Source organism: Streptomyces sp. NBC_00012, from assembly GCF_045040875.1.
Taxonomy (GTDB): Bacteria; Actinomycetota; Actinomycetes; order Streptomycetales; family Streptomycetaceae; genus Streptomyces.
In genome coordinates this window covers 3,730,099-3,745,893 of record NZ_CP108309.1, presented here as the reverse complement: position 1 = coordinate 3,745,893, position 15,795 = coordinate 3,730,099, and the positions used below count along the sequence as shown (strand labels likewise).

Here is a 15,795-nt window from a genome sequence, read left to right as displayed (position 1 = left end):
GTCAGTCTGGGGATGCCGCAGCTCCCCGCCCCCGCCTACCCGGCCGAGGTGCGCGCCAGGCTCGAAGCGGACGCGAAGGAGGTGATCGCCCGCTACCCCGGCAGCCGCTCCGCCCTGCTGCCCCTGCTGCACCTGGTGCAGTCCGAGGAGGGCTACGTCTCCCGTACGGGCATGGCGTTCTGCGCCGAGCTGCTCGGACTCACCACCGCCGAGGTCACCGCGGTCGCCACCTTCTACACGATGTACCGGCGCAGGCCCAGCGGTGACTACCAGGTCGGCGTCTGCACCAACACGCTGTGCGCGGTGATGGGCGGCGACGCGATCTTCGACCGGCTCAAGGAGCACCTCGGCGTCGGCAACGACGAGACGACCGAGGACGGGAAGATCACCCTCGAACACATCGAGTGCAACGCGGCCTGCGACTTCGCCCCCGTGGTGATGGTCAACTGGGAGTTCTTCGACAACCAGACGCCCGAGAGCGCGACCCGCCTGGTCGACGACCTGATCGCCGGGCGCACCGTCGAGCCCACCCGCGGCGCCCCGCTCTGCTCCTACAAGGAGACCGCCCGGATCCTGGCCGGCTTCCCCGACGAGCGCCCCGGTGCCGTCGAGGCCTCCGGAGGCGCGGGCGCTGCCTCGCTGATCGGCCTCCGCCTCGCCAAGGGCGAGGATCCGCACCCGCGCGTCGTCGCCCCGCGCGGCGAGCGCCCGAGCGGAGAGTCCGGTCACAAGGCCACGCCGCGGGACCTGGGCCACTCGTCCGGCCCGACCGCCGAGGAGGGGGAGTGATGACGTTGACGACCGAGATCAACGACAACGGAAGCGGCAACGGGGGCAGCCCCGAGAAGCTGCTCGCCCCCGTCCTCTCCGCCTTCTGGGACCAGCCGGAATCCTGGACCCTGGAGACCTACCGGCGCCACGAGGGATACGAGGGACTGCGCAAGGCCCTCGCCATGGCGCCCGACGACCTGATCGCCTACGTCAAGGACTCCGGTCTGCGCGGCCGCGGCGGCGCGGGCTTCCCCACCGGGATGAAGTGGCAGTTCATCCCGCAGGGCGACGGTAAACCGCACTATCTGGTTGTCAACGCCGACGAATCGGAACCGGGCACCTGCAAGGACATCCCGCTCCTGTTCGCCAACCCGCACAGCCTCATCGAGGGCATCGTGATCGCCTGTTACGCGATCCGTTCGTCGCACGCGTTCATCTACTTGCGCGGTGAGGTCGTTCCCGTGCTGCGACGTCTGCACGAGGCCGTACGAGAGGCGTACGAGGCGGGTTATCTGGGGACGAACATCCTGGGCTCAGGGCTCGATCTGGAACTCACGGTGCACGCCGGTGCCGGCGCGTACATCTGTGGTGAGGAAACCGCGCTGCTCGACTCTCTCGAAGGACGGCGGGGCCAGCCCCGGCTGCGACCCCCCTTCCCCGCGGTCGCCGGTCTGTACGCCTGCCCCACTGTGGTGAACAACGTCGAGTCCATCGCCTCGGTTCCCGCGATCCTGAACCGGGGCAAGGACTGGTTCAAGTCGATGGGCAGCGAGAAGTCCCCGGGCTTCACGCTGTACTCGCTCAGCGGGCATGTCGCGGGCCCCGGCCAGTACGAGGCGCCGCTCGGCATCACGCTGCGTCAGCTGCTCGACATGAGCGGCGGGATGCGCCCCGGCCACCGGCTGAAGTTCTGGACACCGGGCGGCTCGTCGACCCCGATGTTCACCGACGAGCACCTCGACGTACCGCTGGACTACGAGGGCGTCGGCGCCGCCGGATCCATGCTCGGCACCAAGGCGCTCCAGTGCTTCGACGAGACCACCTGCGTGGTGCGGGCCGTCACCCGCTGGACCGAGTTCTACGCCCATGAGTCCTGCGGCAAGTGCACGCCCTGTCGCGAAGGCACCTACTGGCTCGTCCAGTTGCTCCGCGACATCGAGGCGGGCAAGGGACAGATGTCCGACCTCGACAAGCTGAACGACATCGCCGACAACATCAACGGCAAGTCCTTCTGCGCCCTCGGTGACGGCGCCGCCTCGCCGATCTTCTCCTCGCTGAAGTACTTCCGCGAGGAGTACGAGCAGCACATCACGGGCAAGGGCTGCCCCTTCGATCCCGCCAGGTCGACCGTCTGGGCCGACGACAAGAACGCTCACCAGGGGGTGAACGCATGACAGTCACCACGAGTGCGCCCTCCGGGGGCGGCGAGGCGGCCATCCCGCCCGAGGACCTGGTCACGCTGACCATCGACGGCATCGAGATCAGTGTGCCCAAGGGCACCCTGGTCATCCGGGCCGCCGAACTCCTCGGCATCGAGATCCCGCGCTTCTGCGACCACCCGCTCCTCGACCCGGTCGGCGCCTGCCGCCAGTGCATCGTCGAGGTCGAGGGCCAGCGCAAGCCGATGGCGTCCTGCACCATCACCTGCACCGACGGCATGGTCGTCAGGTCGCAGCTCACCTCACCGGTCGCGGAGAAGGCCCAGAAGGGTGTGATGGAGCTGCTGCTCATCAACCACCCGCTGGACTGCCCGGTCTGCGACAAGGGCGGCGAGTGCCCGCTGCAGAACCAGGCGATGTCGCACGGCGACGCGGACTCCCGCTTCGACGGCAGGAAGCGGACGTACGAGAAGCCCGTCCCGATCTCCACCCAGGTGCTGCTGGACCGCGAGCGGTGCGTGCTCTGCGCGCGCTGCACCCGGTTCTCCAACCAGGTGGCGGGCGACCCGATGATCGAGCTGATCGAGCGCGGCGCGCTCCAGCAGGTCGGTATCGGCGAGGGCGACCCGTTCGAGTCGTACTTCTCCGGGAACACCATCCAGATCTGCCCGGTCGGGGCGCTGACCTCGGCGGCGTACCGATTCCGCTCCCGCCCCTTCGACCTGGTCTCCTCGCCGTCGGTGTGCGAGCACTGCGCGGGCGGCTGCGCGACCCGCACCGACCACCGGCGCGGCAAGGTCATGAGGCGGCTCGCCGCCAACGACCCCGAGGTCAACGAGGAGTGGGTCTGCGACAAGGGCCGCTTCGGCTTCCGTTACGCGCAGCAGCGGGACCGGCTCACCACCCCGCTGGTACGCAACGCGGACGGCGTCCTGGAGCCCGCGGGCTGGCCCGAGGCGCTGGCCGCCGCTGCCGCCGGTCTCTCGGCCGCGCGCGGCCGGACCGGGGTGCTCACCGGCGGCCGGCTGACCGTCGAGGACGCCTACGCGTACAGCAAGTTCGCCCGGATCGCGCTGGACACCAACGACATCGACTTCCGGGCCCGGGTCCACAGCAGCGAGGAGGCCGACTTCCTGGCCGCCCGCGTGGCCGGGCGCGGCAGGGACCTGGACGGCGCGGGTGTCACGTACACCACGCTGGAGAAGGCCCCGACGGTGCTGCTGGTCGGGTTCGAGTCGGAGGAGGAGGCGCCCGGCGTCTTCCTGCGGCTGCGCAAGGCGAACCGCAAGCACGGACAGCGCACCTACGCCGTCGCCGCGCACGCCACCCGCGGTCTCGACAAGGCGGGCGGCACGCTGCTCCCCGCCGCCCCCGGCACCGAGACCGAGTGGCTGGACGCGATCGCGGGCGGCGTCGGGCTCGACGGCGACGGAGCCGCGGCGGCCGAGGCGCTGCGGAGCGAGGGCGCCGTGATCGTGGTCGGCGAGCGGCTGGCCGCGGTGCCGGGCGGGCTCACCGCCGCGGTACGGACGGCCACCGCGACCGGGGCCGCGCTGGTGTGGATCCCGCGCCGGGCCGGCGAACGCGGCGCGGTGGAGGCGGGCGCGCTCCCGTCGCTGCTGCCCGGCGGCCGTCCGGCGACCGACCCGCGGGCCAGGGACGAGGTGGCGGCCGCCTGGGGCGTCGCCGAACTCCCGTCCCGCTTCGGCCGCGATGGCGACCAGATCGTCGAGGCCGCGGCCACCGGCGAACTGGGCGCGCTGGTCGTCGCCGGGGTCGAGCCGGTGGACCTGCCGGACCCGGCACGGGCCCTGGAGGCGCTGGACCAGGTCGGCTTCCTGGTCTCGCTGGAGCTGCGGCCGAGCGAGGTCACCGAGCGCGCCGATGTGGTCTTCCCGGTCGCCGCGGTGGCCGAGAAGTCCGGCACCTTCCTCAACTGGGAGGGCAGGGCGCGGATGTTCGAGGCGGCGCTGAAGCCCGAGCAGATGACGCGCGCGCTCGCGCCGGGCGACGCCCGGGTGCTGCACATGCTGGCCGACGCTATGGACGTCCACTTCGCGCTGCCGGACCTGAAGTCCGCACGCCGTGAGCTGGACCGGCTCGGCGGCTGGGCCGGGGCGCGCGCCACGGAACCGAACGAGTCGGCGCAGCCGCTGCCCAGGCCCGGCGACGGCGAGGCGGTCCTCGCGGGCCACCGGATGCTGCTCGACCTGGGCCGGCTCCAGGAGGGCGACGAGGCGCTGGCCGGAACCCGGCACGCCGCGGTCGCCCGGCTGTCCGCGGCCACCGCCGCCGAGACGGGTGTGAAGGACGGCGATCCGCTGGCCGTCACCGGCCCGGCGGGCAGTGTCGTCCTCCCGTTGAAGGTCACCGACATGCCGGACCGGGTGGTCTGGGTGCCGCTGAACTCCGTCGGGCGGGGCGTTCCGGCCGACACCGGTGCCCGGCCCGGCGGTCTGGTCCGGATCGGCCCCGCCGCACCGGGTACTCCCGACGTCACACCGGAGGTGGGGGCGTGAGTGCCTTCGCTCAACTGGCCGCGGCACCGCACAGTGCCGTACTCGCCGCCGAGGATCTGTCGATGTTCGGCACCGACCCGTGGTGGCTCGTCGTCATCAAGGCGGTGTTCTGCTTCGCGTTCCTGATGGTGACCGTGCTCTTCTCCATCGTGTGGGAGCGCAAGGTCGTCGCCTGGATGCAGCTGCGCATCGGCCCCAACCGGCACGGTCCCTGGGGCATGCTCCAGTCGCTCGCCGACGGCATCAAGCTGATGCTGAAGGAGGACCTGGTCGTCAAGCGGGCCGACAAGGTCGTGTACGTGCTCGCGCCGATCGTCGCCGCCATCCCGGCGTTCATGGCGATCGCCGTGATCCCGTTCGGCCCGTCCGGCAACGAGGTCTCGATCTTCGGGCACCGCACCACGATGCAGCTCACCGACCTGCCGATCGCGATGCTCTACATCCTCGCGGTCGCCTCGGTCGGGATCTACGGCATCGTGCTGGCCGGCTGGTCGTCCGGATCGACGTACCCGCTCCTGGGCGGTCTGCGCTCCTGCGCGCAGATGATCAGCTACGAGATCGCGATGGGCGCCGCGTTCGCCTCGGTCTTCCTCTACTCCGGGTCGATGTCGACCTCGAAGATCGTGGAGGCGCAGCAGGACCGCTGGTTCATCCTGCTGCTGCCGGTCTCGTTCATCATCTACATCGTCACGATGGTCGGCGAGACCAACCGCGCCCCGTTCGACATGCCGGAGTCCGAGGGCGACCTGGTCGGCGGCTTCAACACCGAGTACTCGTCGATCAAGTTCGCGATGTTCATGCTTGCCGAGTACGTCAACATGGTCACCGTCTCCGCGGTCGCCACGACCCTGTTCCTGGGCGGCTGGCGGGCCCCGTGGCCGATCAGCACCTTCTGGGAGGGCGCGAACCACGGCTGGTGGCCGATGCTCTGGTTCGTCCTCAAGGTCCAGCTGCTGTTGTTCTTCTTCATCTGGCTGCGCGGCACGCTGCCCCGGGTCCGCTACGACCAGCTGATGAAGCTCGGATGGAAGGTCCTGATCCCGGTCTCCGTGGTCTGGCTGATGCTGGTCGCGACGGTGCGGGCGCTGCGCAACGAGGGCTACGACTTCACGAGGATCGTGCTGTACGTGGCCGGGGCCGTGATCGCGATCCTGCTGATCTCCTTCGTCGCCGACATCTTCCGCGACAAGAAGGGCCGGGCCGCCGAGGCGGAGGCCGGACCGGAGCCGGCGTTCGACCCGATGGCGGGCGGGTTCCCGGTGCCGCCGCTGCCCGGACAGACCCTGCCGCCGGTGCCGCGCCGCAGGCCGCGGGGCGAGCGGGAGCTCGTTGTCAGTGGCGGGCCGGATACTCAGAGTGACGGAAATTCGAGTGACGGAAAGGAGGCCGACGGTGTCTGAGTCACCAGAGTCCTCGGGGACTTCGGGAGCCTCGGGATCCTCGGGGTCCTCGGAGGAGAAGTTCCAGAACCCCGTCGCCGGCTTCGGCGTGACCTTCAAGGCCATGTTCAAGAAGCGGCTGACCGAGCAGTATCCGGAAACGCCGAAGGTGACGGCGCCGCGCTTCCACGGCCGGCACCAGCTCAACCGTCACCCGGACGGTCTGGAGAAGTGCGTCGGCTGCGAGCTGTGCGCCTGGGCCTGCCCGGCGGACGCGATCTACGTGGAGGGCGCGGACAACACCGACGAGGAGCGCTACTCCCCGGGGGAGCGCTACGGCCGCGTCTACCAGATCAACTACGCGCGCTGCATTCTCTGCGGACTGTGCATCGAGGCCTGCCCGACCCGGGCGCTGACGATGACCAATGAGTTCGAGCTCGCCAACACCACCCGCGAGAGCCTCATCTACACCAAGGACGAGCTGCTCGCGGGCCTGGAGGAGGGCATGGTCGACACCCCGCACGCGATCTTCCCCGGGATGGACGAACAGGACTACTACCAGGGCCTCGTCACCGAGGCCGCACCCGGTACGGAGCCCCAGGTCGCCATCTCCGAGGGCGAGAAGCCGGCCGACGGCCACAGCGAGAACAACGGCTCGGCGCAGGGGGTGGGCGCATGACCGGCCTGGCCGCCGCGGCCTCCCAGACCTCGACCGGCGAGGCCGTCCAGTTCTGGCTGCTCGGCATCGTCGCCGTGATCGGCGCGCTGTCCACCGTACTGATGAAGAAGGCCGTGCACAGCGCGCTGAGCCTCGCCGGGACGATGATCGTCCTGGCGGTGTTCTACCTCGCCAACGGCGCCTATTTCCTCGGCATCGTCCAGATCGTCGTCTACACCGGCGCGATCATGATGCTGTTCCTCTTCGTGGTCATGCTCGTCGGTGTCACCGCGGCCGACTCGCTGAAGGAGACCCTGAAGGGGCAGCGCTGGCTGGCCGCCGGCTGCGGGCTCGGCTTCGGTGTCCTGCTGATCGCGGGCATCGGCAACGCCTCGCTGAACAGCTTCAACGGACTCGGCACCGCCAACACCGAGCACGGCGGAAACGTCGAGGGCCTGGCCAGCCTCATCTTCACCAAGTACGTCTTCGCCTTCGAGATCACCGGCGCCCTGCTGATCACGGCGACGGTCGGCGCGATGGTGCTCACCCACCGGGAGCGCACCGAACGGGCCAAGAACCAGCGGGAGATGTCCGAGGAGCGCGTACGCGGAAAGCAGCTTCCGCCGCTGCCCGCCCCCGGCGTCTACGCCCGGCACAACGCCGTGGACATCCCGGGTCTGCTCCCGGACGGCACGCCCTCCGAGCTCACCGTCATGCAGACGCTGCGCAACCGCGGCCAGATCCGCGATGTGTCGAACGAGTCGCTGAACCAGCTCAAGGCGCTGGAGCAGCGCTCGGAGGAACGGCTCGGCCGTGACAACGAAGAAGAGGAGGTCGCCAAGTGAATCCGGTCAACTACCTCTATCTCGCAGCCCTGTTGTTCACCATCGGTGCGGCCGGGGTGCTGATCCGGCGGAACGCGATCGTGGTGTTCATGTGCGTGGAGCTGATGCTCAACGCCTGCAACCTCGCGTTCGTGACCTTCTCCCGGATGCACGGCAATCTCGACGGCCAGATCATCGCCTTCTTCACGATGGTCGTCGCCGCCGCCGAGGTCGTGGTCGGGCTCGCGATCATCGTGTCGGTGTTCCGTTCCCGCCACTCGGCCTCGGTCGACGACGCCAGCCTGATGAAGCTGTAAGGGGACGTTGAATCGTGGAGAACCTGATCGCGCTGCTCGTCGCGGCGCCCCTGCTCGGAGCGGCGGTCCTGCTCTGCGGCGGCCGACGGCTGGACCGCTCCGGACACTGGATCGGCACCCTGCTCGCCGCTGTGTCCTTCGTCATCGGTGCCGTGCTCTTCCTCGACATGCTGGGGAAGGGCGCGGAGGACCGGGCGCTGCACCAGAAGCTGTTCAGCTGGATCCCGGTCGAGGGCTTCCAGGCCGATGTGGCCTTCCAGCTCGACCAGTTGTCGATGACGTTCGTGCTGCTGATCACCGGTGTGGGCACCCTGATCCACATCTACTCGATCGGCTACATGGAGCACGACGAGCGCCGGCGCCGCTTCTTCGGCTATCTGAACCTGTTCCTCGCGGCGATGCTGATCCTGGTCATCGCCGACAACTACCTGCTGCTGTACGTCGGGTGGGAAGGCGTCGGCCTGGCGTCGTACCTGCTCATCGGCTTCTGGCAGCACAAGCCCAGCGCGGCCACGGCCGCCAAGAAGGCGTTCCTGGTCAACCGCGTCGGTGACATGGGCCTGTCGATCGCGATCATGCTGATGTTCACCACCTTCGGCACCTTCGCCTTCGGCCCCGTCCTCGAAGCCACGGGGGAGACGAGCGAGGGCAAGCTGACGGCGATCGGCCTGATGCTGCTGCTCGCGGCCTGCGGCAAGTCGGCCCAGGTGCCGCTGCAGTCCTGGCTCGGCGACGCGATGGAGGGCCCGACCCCGGTCTCGGCCCTCATCCACGCCGCGACCATGGTGACCGCGGGTGTGTACCTCATCGTCAGGTCCGGCGCGATCTTCAACGCCGCGCCGGACGCACAGCTGGTCGTCGTGGTCGTCGGAGCGGTCACGCTGCTCTTCGGTGCGATCGTCGGTTGCGCGAAGGACGACATCAAGAAGGCCCTCGCCGGCTCGACGATGTCGCAGATCGGCTACATGATCCTGGCCGCCGGGCTCGGCCCGATCGGCTATGTCTTCGCGATCATGCACCTGGTGACGCACGGCTTCTTCAAGGCCGGACTCTTCCTCGGCGCCGGTTCGGTCATGCACGGCATGAACGACGAGGTCGACATGCGGAAGTTCGGCGGCCTCCGGAAGTACATGCCGGTCACCTTCATCACCTTCGGCCTCGGCTACCTGGCGATCATCGGCTTCCCCGGTCTGTCCGGCTTCTTCTCCAAGGACAAGATCATCGAGGCGGCCTTCGCCAAGGGCGGCACCGAGGGCTGGATCCTCGGCTCGGTGGCCCTGCTGGGTGCCGCGATCACCGCGTTCTACATGACGCGCGTGATGCTGCTGACGTTCTTCGGCGAGAAGCGCTGGCAGCCCGACGCGGAGGGGCATGAGCCGCATCCGCACGAGTCCCCGAAGTCGATGACCATCCCCATGATCGTCCTGGCGTTCGGTTCGGTCTTCGCCGGAGGCTTCTTCTCCATCGGCGACCGCTTCCTGAACTGGCTGGAGCCGGTCACCGGCCACAGCCACGGACACGCGCCGGTCAGCGCCACGACGGTCACCGCCGCCACCATGGTGGTACTCGTCATCGGCGTCGCCATCGCCTGGGCGATGTACGGCCGCAAGCCGGTGCCGGTCGTCGCCCCGCGCGGCTCGCTGCTCACCCGGGCCGCCCGCCGCGACCTCCTCCAGGACGACTTCAACCACGTGGTCCTGGTCCGCGGCGGCGAGCACCTCACCCGCTCCCTGGTGTACGTCGACCACACCCTGGTCGACGGCGTCGTCAACGGCACGGCGGCCTCGATGGGCGGGCTCTCCGGCCGGCTGCGCAAACTGCAGAACGGCTACGCCCGCACCTACGCGGTCTCGATGTTCGGCGGTACGGCGGTTCTCATCGCCGCGACCCTGCTGATGAGGGCGGTCTGATCACCATGTCCTTTCCCCTCCTGACAGCGACGGCGGCGCTCCCGGCGATCGGCGCGATCGCCACCGCCGCCGTCCCGGCCGCCCGGCGCACCACCGCCAAATGGCTGGCGCTGGTCGTCTCGCTGGCCACACTCGTACTGGCGGGCATCGCGCTCGCCCGCTTCGAGCCCGGCGGCGACCGCTACCAGCTCACCGAATCGCACGCCTGGATCAAGGACTTCGGCGTCCGGTACGAACTGGGCGTGGACGGCATCGGGGTGGCGCTCATGGCGCTCACCGCCCTGCTGATCCCCTTCGTCATCCTGGCCGGCTGGAACGACGCCGACCCACTGGAGACCAAGTCCTCGCGCTGGCGCCCGACCCAGGGCTTCTTCGCCCTGATCCTGATGGTCGAAGCGATGGTGATCCTCTCCTTCGAGGCCACCGACGTCTTCCTCTTCTACATCCTCTTCGAAGCCATGCTCATCCCGATGTACTTCCTCATCGGCGGCTTCGGGGACCGGGCCCACGCCGGCAGCGACGAGAACGCGGCGGCGCAACGCTCGTACGCCGCGGTCAAGTTCCTGCTCTACAACCTGGCCGGCGGGCTCATCATGCTGGCCGCCGTGATCGGGCTCTACGTGGTCGCGGGGACGTTCTCGCTCTCCGAGATCGCCGAGGCCCGCGCGAACGGCTCGCTCTCCATGGCGACCAGCACCGAGCGCTGGCTCTTCCTCGGGTTCTTCTTCGCCTTCGCGGTGAAGGCCCCGCTGTGGCCGCTGCACACCTGGCTGCCCAACGCGATGGGCGAAGCGACCTCCCCGGTCGCCGTCCTGATCACCGCGGTCGTCGACAAGGTCGGCACCTTCGCGATGCTCCGCTTCTGCCTCCAGCTCTTCCCGGAGGCCAGCAAGTGGGCGACGCCGGTGATCATCGTCCTGGCGCTGATCAGCATCGTGTACGGGGCGCTGCTCGCCGTCGGCCAGCGCGACATCAAGCGCCTGATCGCCTACGCGTCGATCTCGCACTTCGGCTTCATCATCCTGGGCATCTTCGCGATGACCAGCCAGGGCCAGTCCGGCGCCACGCTCTACATGGTCAACCACGGCATCTCGACCGCCGCGCTGATGCTGGTGGCGGGCTTCCTGATCACCCGGCGCGGTTCGCGGCTCATCGCCGACTACGGCGGGGTGCAGAAGGTGGCGCCGATCCTGGCCGGCACCTTCCTGATCGGTGGTCTGGCCACCCTGTCGCTGCCCGGACTCGCCCCGTTCGTCAGTGAGTTCCTGGTCCTGGTCGGCGCGTTCAGCGCGTACCCGGCGGCGGGCATCGTCGCCACGACCGGCATCGTGCTCGCCGCGCTCTACGTCCTCGTCCTCTACCAGCGGACGATGACGGGCCCGGTGAAGGCCGAGGTCCAGGGCATGGCGGACCTCAAGGTCCGGGAGCTGGTGGTGGTCCTTCCGCTGATCGCTCTGCTGCTCTTCCTGGGTGTCTATCCGAAGCCGCTGACGGAGATCGTCAACCCGGCGGTGCAGCACACCATGTCGGACGTCCAGAAGAAGGACCCCCAGCCTGAGGTGGAGGCCGCCAAGTGAGCGCAACAGCTGTCCACAGCCTGTGGACAATGGCGGGCGGGGTGACATCGGCCGCCCCGGCCGAGAAGTTCAAGGCACCGGTCATCGAGTACACCCAGCTGGCCCCGGTCCTCATTGTGATCGGTGTCGCCGTCGTGGGTGTACTCGTCGAGGCCTTCGTGCCGCGCCGGGCCCGTTATTACACGCAGGTCTTCCTCACGGTCGTCGCGCTGGCCGCCGCGTTCGCCGCGGTCGTCGGACTGGCGGCCGGCGGATACGGCACGACGAAGGCGCACATCGCCGCGATGGGCGCCATCGCGATCGACGGGCCGACGCTGTTCCTGCAGGGCACCATCCTGCTGACCTCGCTGGTCGCCGTCTTCACCTTCGCCGAGCGGCGGCTCGACCCCGCCGCGCACGGCAACCACGTCGACTCCTTCGCCGCCCAGGCCGCCTCGGTCCCCGGCAGCGACAGCGAGAAGGCCGCGGTCAAGGCCGGATTCAGCACCACCGAGGTCTTCCCGCTGGTCCTCTTCTCGGTGGCCGGCATGCTCGTCTTCCCCGCGGCCAACGATCTGCTGACGCTCTTCGTGGCCCTGGAGGTCTTCTCCCTCCCGCTCTACCTCCTGTGCGCCGTCGCCCGCCGCAAGCGGCTGATGTCGCAGGAGGCCGCGGTGAAGTACTTCCTGCTCGGCGCCTTCTCCTCGGCGTTCCTGCTCTTCGGGATCGCCCTGCTCTACGGGTACGCGGGCTCCGTCTCGTACGCGGCGATCGCGAACGTGGTCGACGGCTCCGTCACCCAGATCGACCCGGCACTCGCCGACACCATGGGCAACGACGCGCTGCTGCTGATCGGCGGCGCGCTGATCCTGACCGGCCTGCTCTTCAAGGTCGGCGCCGTCCCGTTCCACATGTGGACCCCGGACGTCTACCAGGGCGCCCCGACCCCGGTCACCGGCTTCATGGCCGCGGCCACCAAGGTCGCCGCGTTCGGCGCGCTGCTGCGCCTGCTGTACGTGGTGCTGCCGGGCCTCGCCTGGGACTGGCGCCCGGTCATGTGGGCCGTCGCGATCGTCACGATGCTGGGCGGTGCGATCGTCGCCATCACCCAGACCGACATCAAGCGGCTGCTGGCCTACTCCTCGATCGCCCACGCCGGATTCATCCTCGCCGGTGTGATCGCCACGACCCCGGACGGCATCTCGTCGGTCCTCTTCTACCTGGGCGCGTACTCCTTCGTGACGGTCGGCGCGTTCGCCGTCGTCACCCTGGTGCGCGACGCGGGCGGCGAGGCGACGCACCTGTCGAAGTGGGCCGGGCTCGGCCGGCGCTCGCCGCTGGTCGCCGCGGTCTTCGCGGTGTTCCTGCTGGCCTTCGCCGGTATCCCGCTCACCTCCGGCTTCTCCGGGAAGTTCGCGGTCTTCAAGGCCGCGGCGGACGGCGGCGCGGGCGGACTGGTCGTGGTCGGTGTGATCTCCTCGGCGATCGCCGCGTTCTTCTACATCCGGGTCATCGTGCTGATGTTCTTCAGCGAGCCGAAGGCGGACGGCCCCACGGTGGCCGTTCCGTCCCCGCTGACGATGACGACGATCGCGGTGGGAGTCGCGGTCACGCTGGTGCTGGGCCTGGCTCCGCAGTACTTCCTGGACCTGGCGAGCCAGGCGGGAGTCTTCGTGAGGTAGCGCACTCCCGCGCAGCAGCGACCGCCGCCGGGCGGGCTTGAGAAGTCAAGCCCGTCCGGCGTTGTCGTATGCGGCGCCTATCGTGGCAGGGGACGGTGGCGACACGGACGAAAAAGCGGGACGGACCCGGGGGACAGAGCGATGGGCACGACGGGCGGGACCATGGATGTGACCGAGAGCGACGCACGGCGGACGCTGCACAAGGTATTCGGGTACGAGGCGTTCCGCGGCGAGCAGGAAGCGATCGTCGATCATGTGGTGGCGGGCGGCGACGCCGTCGTGCTCATGCCGACCGGTGGCGGCAAGTCCCTCTGCTACCAGATCCCGGCCCTGGTCAGAGCGGGTACGGGCATCGTCGTCTCACCCCTGATCGCCCTCATGCAGGACCAGGTGGACGCGCTGCGGGCGCTCGGCGTGCGAGCCGGCTTCATCAACTCCACGCAGGACTTCGACGAGCGCCGCGCCATGGAGGCCCAGTTCGTCGCCGGTGAGCTCGACCTGCTCTACCTGGCCCCGGAGCGGCTCCGTCTGGACTCCACGCTCGCACTGCTCTCGCGCGGCGAGATCTCCGTCTTCGCGATCGACGAGGCGCACTGCGTGGCCCAGTGGGGTCACGACTTCCGCCCGGACTACCTGACCCTCTCCGTCCTCGGCGAGCGCTGGCCCGACGTACCGCGCATCGCCCTGACGGCGACCGCGACCGACGCCACGCACCAGGAGATCACCCAGCGTCTGGGCATGCCCGACGCCAAGCACTTCGTCGCCAGCTTCGACCGGCCCAACATCCAGTACCGGATCGTGCCGAAGGCCGACCCGAAGAAGCAGCTGCTCTCCTTCCTCAAGGACGAGCACGCCGGGGACGCGGGCATCGTCTACTGCCTCTCGCGCAACTCGACGGAGAAGACCGCCGAATACCTCTGCCGCAACGGCATCGAGGCCGTCCCGTACCACGCGGGGCTCGACGCGGGCACGCGCGCCGTCCACCAGTCCCGGTTCCTGCGCGAGGAGGGCCTGGTCGTCGTCGCCACCATCGCCTTCGGCATGGGCATCGACAAGCCGGACGTACGCTTCGTCGCCCACCTCGACCTGCCGAAATCCGTCGAGGGCTACTACCAGGAGACCGGCCGCGCAGGCCGTGACGGACAGCCGTCCACGGCCTGGATGGCGTACGGCCTCCAGGACGTCGTCCAGCAGCGCAAGCTCATCCAGGGCGGTGAGGGCGACGAGGCGTTCCGGCGCCGCGCCGCCTCCCACCTCGACTCGATGCTGGCCCTGTGCGAGACGGTCCGCTGCCGCCGCGCCCAGCTGCTGACGTACTTCGGCCAGGAGCCCGCCACGGCGGACTGCGGCAACTGCGACACCTGCCTCACCCCGCCCGAGAGCTGGGACGGCACGGTGGCCGCGCAGAAGCTGCTGTCGACCGTGGTGCGGCTGAAGCGGGAGCGCGGGCAGAAGTTCGGCGCCGGCCAGATCATCGACATCCTGCTCGGCCGCAAGACCGCCAAGGTCATCCAGTTCGACCACGACCAGCTCTCGGTCTTCGGTATCGGCGAGGAGCTGGCCGAGGCCGAATGGCGCGGTGTCGTACGCCAGTTGCTCGCCCAGGGGCTGATCGCGGTCGAGGGCGAGTACGGCACGCTGGTGCTCACGGAGGAGAGCGGCTCCGTGCTCGGCCGGCAGCGCGAGGTGCTGCTCCGCAAGGAGGCGCCCAAGCCCGCGTCGCGCTCCACGAAGGCCGAACGCAAGCCGAAGTCCCAGGCGGCCGCCGTCGATCTGGCCCCCGAGGCCGTCCCGGTCTTCGAGGCGCTGCGGGCCTGGCGGGGAGCCCAGGCGAAGGAGCAGGGCGTCCCGGCGTACGTCATCTTCCACGACGCGACCCTGCGCGAGATCGCCACGGTGCGGCCGGACTCGGTGTCCGCGCTGGGCGGGATCAGCGGCCTGGGCGAGAAGAAGCTGGCGACGTACGGGGAAGGGGTGCTGGAGGTGCTGGCTTCGCTCGGGGAGACCGAGGCGACGACTCCCGCGGCACCGGCACCGGCACCGGCACCGGCACCGGCACCGGCCCGCGAGGCCGCCCCCGCACCGGCCCCGGCGATGCCGGCGGCCCCCGAAGCGGACCCGGAGTTCGGCTGGGACGAGGAGCCGCCCGAGTACGAGTGAGCGCGGACCGGGCGGCCGGACCTACTGCGGGTCGGCCGCCCGGCGGCGTGCGGTGATCGCGTTTAGGTCGAGATCGACCGGGAAGGGGACGGAGACCTTCATCCGGTCGTGGAAGATGCCGGTGGAGGTGTAGGCCCCGGTCGACGGCTCCAGCTCGAAGACGTAGACCACCGCCCGGCCGTCGTGGTTCTCCACTCGCCAGTAGTGGGGGATCTTCGCCCGCGCGTACTTCACGGGCTTGGTCTCCCGGTCCCGGGTCAGGGATTCCGGGGAGACGACCTCGATGGCCAGCTGCACGGACTCGGCGGGGAAGCGGGTCTGGTTCGGATCCTGGATGATCTCGCCGGCCACGACGATCACATCGGGTTCGGGCCGGTTGTAGCGGTCGATGTCGATGGTGAACTCACGCACGACTTCGAATTCGTGCGGCACCAGCGACTGCAGCTGCCATTCGAAGAAGCTGACCGCCCGTGAATGGAACAGGGTCTGCGGACTCACGAAAACAAGGCTCCCGTCGATCAGCTCCGTGTGCGGAGGCAGATTCGGGAGTGTGTCCAGGTCATCAGCGGTCCAGCCGCCCACGGGCGGAACCGCCCACCTCGGCTCGGGGGCCTCGGGTTCGGCGCTCATCAGTGCTCCC

Annotated in this window: 12 protein-coding genes; 11 read left to right on the top strand and 1 reads right to left on the bottom strand. The window is 69.5% G+C overall.

Translation table 11 applies throughout. The annotated features are described in order from the left end of the window. The first annotated feature begins 12 nt into the window (after window positions 1-12). The 11 genes from nuoE (at window position 13) to recQ (ending at window position 15,155) form a co-directional block, all read left to right on the top strand. A complete protein-coding gene (gene nuoE / locus OHA19_RS17055; RefSeq protein ID WP_405721771.1) occupies window positions 13-789 on the top strand; it encodes an NADH-quinone oxidoreductase subunit NuoE in 777 nt (258 codons plus the stop codon). Further along, window positions 789-2,165 carry an NADH-quinone oxidoreductase subunit NuoF gene (nuoF, locus tag OHA19_RS17050; RefSeq protein ID WP_405715675.1) on the top strand — a complete coding sequence of 459 codons (1,377 nt, stop codon included), beginning with the start codon at window positions 789-791 and terminating at the stop codon, window positions 2,163-2,165. The genes nuoE and nuoF overlap by 1 nt, the downstream gene beginning before the upstream one ends. Next, window positions 2,162-4,669: an NADH-quinone oxidoreductase subunit G gene (locus OHA19_RS17045; protein WP_405715677.1), complete on the top strand. Its 2,508-nt coding sequence runs from the start codon at window positions 2,162-2,164 to the stop codon at window positions 4,667-4,669. Before nuoF ends, OHA19_RS17045 begins: the two co-directional genes overlap by 4 nt. Then, the gene (gene nuoH / locus OHA19_RS17040; protein WP_385825589.1) at window positions 4,666-6,069 is read left to right on the top strand and encodes an NADH-quinone oxidoreductase subunit NuoH; all 1,404 of its coding nucleotides are present in this window, start codon (window positions 4,666-4,668) and stop codon (window positions 6,067-6,069) included. The genes OHA19_RS17045 and nuoH overlap by 4 nt, the downstream gene beginning before the upstream one ends. Continuing rightward, window positions 6,062-6,727: an NADH-quinone oxidoreductase subunit NuoI gene (gene nuoI / locus OHA19_RS17035; protein WP_405715680.1), complete on the top strand. Its 666-nt coding sequence runs from the start codon at window positions 6,062-6,064 to the stop codon at window positions 6,725-6,727. Before nuoH ends, nuoI begins: the two co-directional genes overlap by 8 nt. Next, window positions 6,724-7,551 carry an NADH-quinone oxidoreductase subunit J gene (locus OHA19_RS17030; RefSeq protein WP_405715682.1) on the top strand — a complete coding sequence of 276 codons (828 nt, stop codon included), beginning with the start codon at window positions 6,724-6,726 and terminating at the stop codon, window positions 7,549-7,551. Before nuoI ends, OHA19_RS17030 begins: the two co-directional genes overlap by 4 nt. Then, window positions 7,548-7,847: an NADH-quinone oxidoreductase subunit NuoK gene (gene nuoK / locus OHA19_RS17025; RefSeq protein ID WP_093543641.1), complete on the top strand. Its 300-nt coding sequence runs from the start codon at window positions 7,548-7,550 to the stop codon at window positions 7,845-7,847. The genes OHA19_RS17030 and nuoK overlap by 4 nt, the downstream gene beginning before the upstream one ends. Before the next feature lie 14 nt (window positions 7,848-7,861). Further along, window positions 7,862-9,757 (top strand): NADH-quinone oxidoreductase subunit L, encoded by a 1,896-nt coding sequence (gene nuoL, locus OHA19_RS17020; protein WP_405715684.1) that lies wholly within the window; start codon window positions 7,862-7,864, stop codon window positions 9,755-9,757. A gap of 5 nt (window positions 9,758-9,762) precedes the next feature. After that, the gene (locus tag OHA19_RS17015; protein WP_405715686.1) at window positions 9,763-11,334 is read left to right on the top strand and encodes an NADH-quinone oxidoreductase subunit M; all 1,572 of its coding nucleotides are present in this window, start codon (window positions 9,763-9,765) and stop codon (window positions 11,332-11,334) included. Next, window positions 11,331-12,995 carry an NADH-quinone oxidoreductase subunit NuoN gene (gene nuoN / locus OHA19_RS17010; RefSeq protein ID WP_405750684.1) on the top strand — a complete coding sequence of 555 codons (1,665 nt, stop codon included), beginning with the start codon at window positions 11,331-11,333 and terminating at the stop codon, window positions 12,993-12,995. The genes OHA19_RS17015 and nuoN overlap by 4 nt, the downstream gene beginning before the upstream one ends. Window positions 12,996-13,136: 141 nt before the next feature. Continuing rightward, window positions 13,137-15,155, top strand: a complete 2,019-nt coding sequence (recQ, locus tag OHA19_RS17005) for a DNA helicase RecQ (protein ID WP_405750681.1) — start codon at window positions 13,137-13,139, stop codon at window positions 15,153-15,155. A gap of 21 nt (window positions 15,156-15,176) precedes the next feature. Here recQ and OHA19_RS17000 read toward each other — a convergent pair whose 3' ends face one another. Further along, on the bottom strand, window positions 15,177-15,785 hold the full coding sequence (locus OHA19_RS17000) for a Uma2 family endonuclease (protein WP_405721774.1): 609 nt from the start codon (window positions 15,783-15,785) through the stop codon (window positions 15,177-15,179). Between the last annotated feature and the right edge of the window lie 10 nt (window positions 15,786-15,795).

Bases quoted from the DNA above. Each gene is read 5' to 3' on its own strand.
- nuoE (WP_405721771.1), top strand. From the start codon at position 13: ATGCCGCAGCTCCCCGCCCCCGCCTACCCGGCCGAGGTGCGCGCCAGG.
- nuoF (WP_405715675.1), top strand. From the start codon at position 789: ATGACGTTGACGACCGAGATCAACGACAACGGAAGCGGCAACGGGGGC.
- OHA19_RS17045 (WP_405715677.1), top strand. From the start codon at position 2,162: ATGACAGTCACCACGAGTGCGCCCTCCGGGGGCGGCGAGGCGGCCATC.
- OHA19_RS17030 (WP_405715682.1), top strand. From the start codon at position 6,724: ATGACCGGCCTGGCCGCCGCGGCCTCCCAGACCTCGACCGGCGAGGCC.
- OHA19_RS17015 (WP_405715686.1), top strand. From the start codon at position 9,763: ATGTCCTTTCCCCTCCTGACAGCGACGGCGGCGCTCCCGGCGATCGGC.
- recQ (WP_405750681.1), top strand. From the start codon at position 13,137: ATGGGCACGACGGGCGGGACCATGGATGTGACCGAGAGCGACGCACGG.
- OHA19_RS17000 (WP_405721774.1), bottom strand. From the start codon at position 15,785: ATGAGCGCCGAACCCGAGGCCCCCGAGCCGAGGTGGGCGGTTCCGCCC.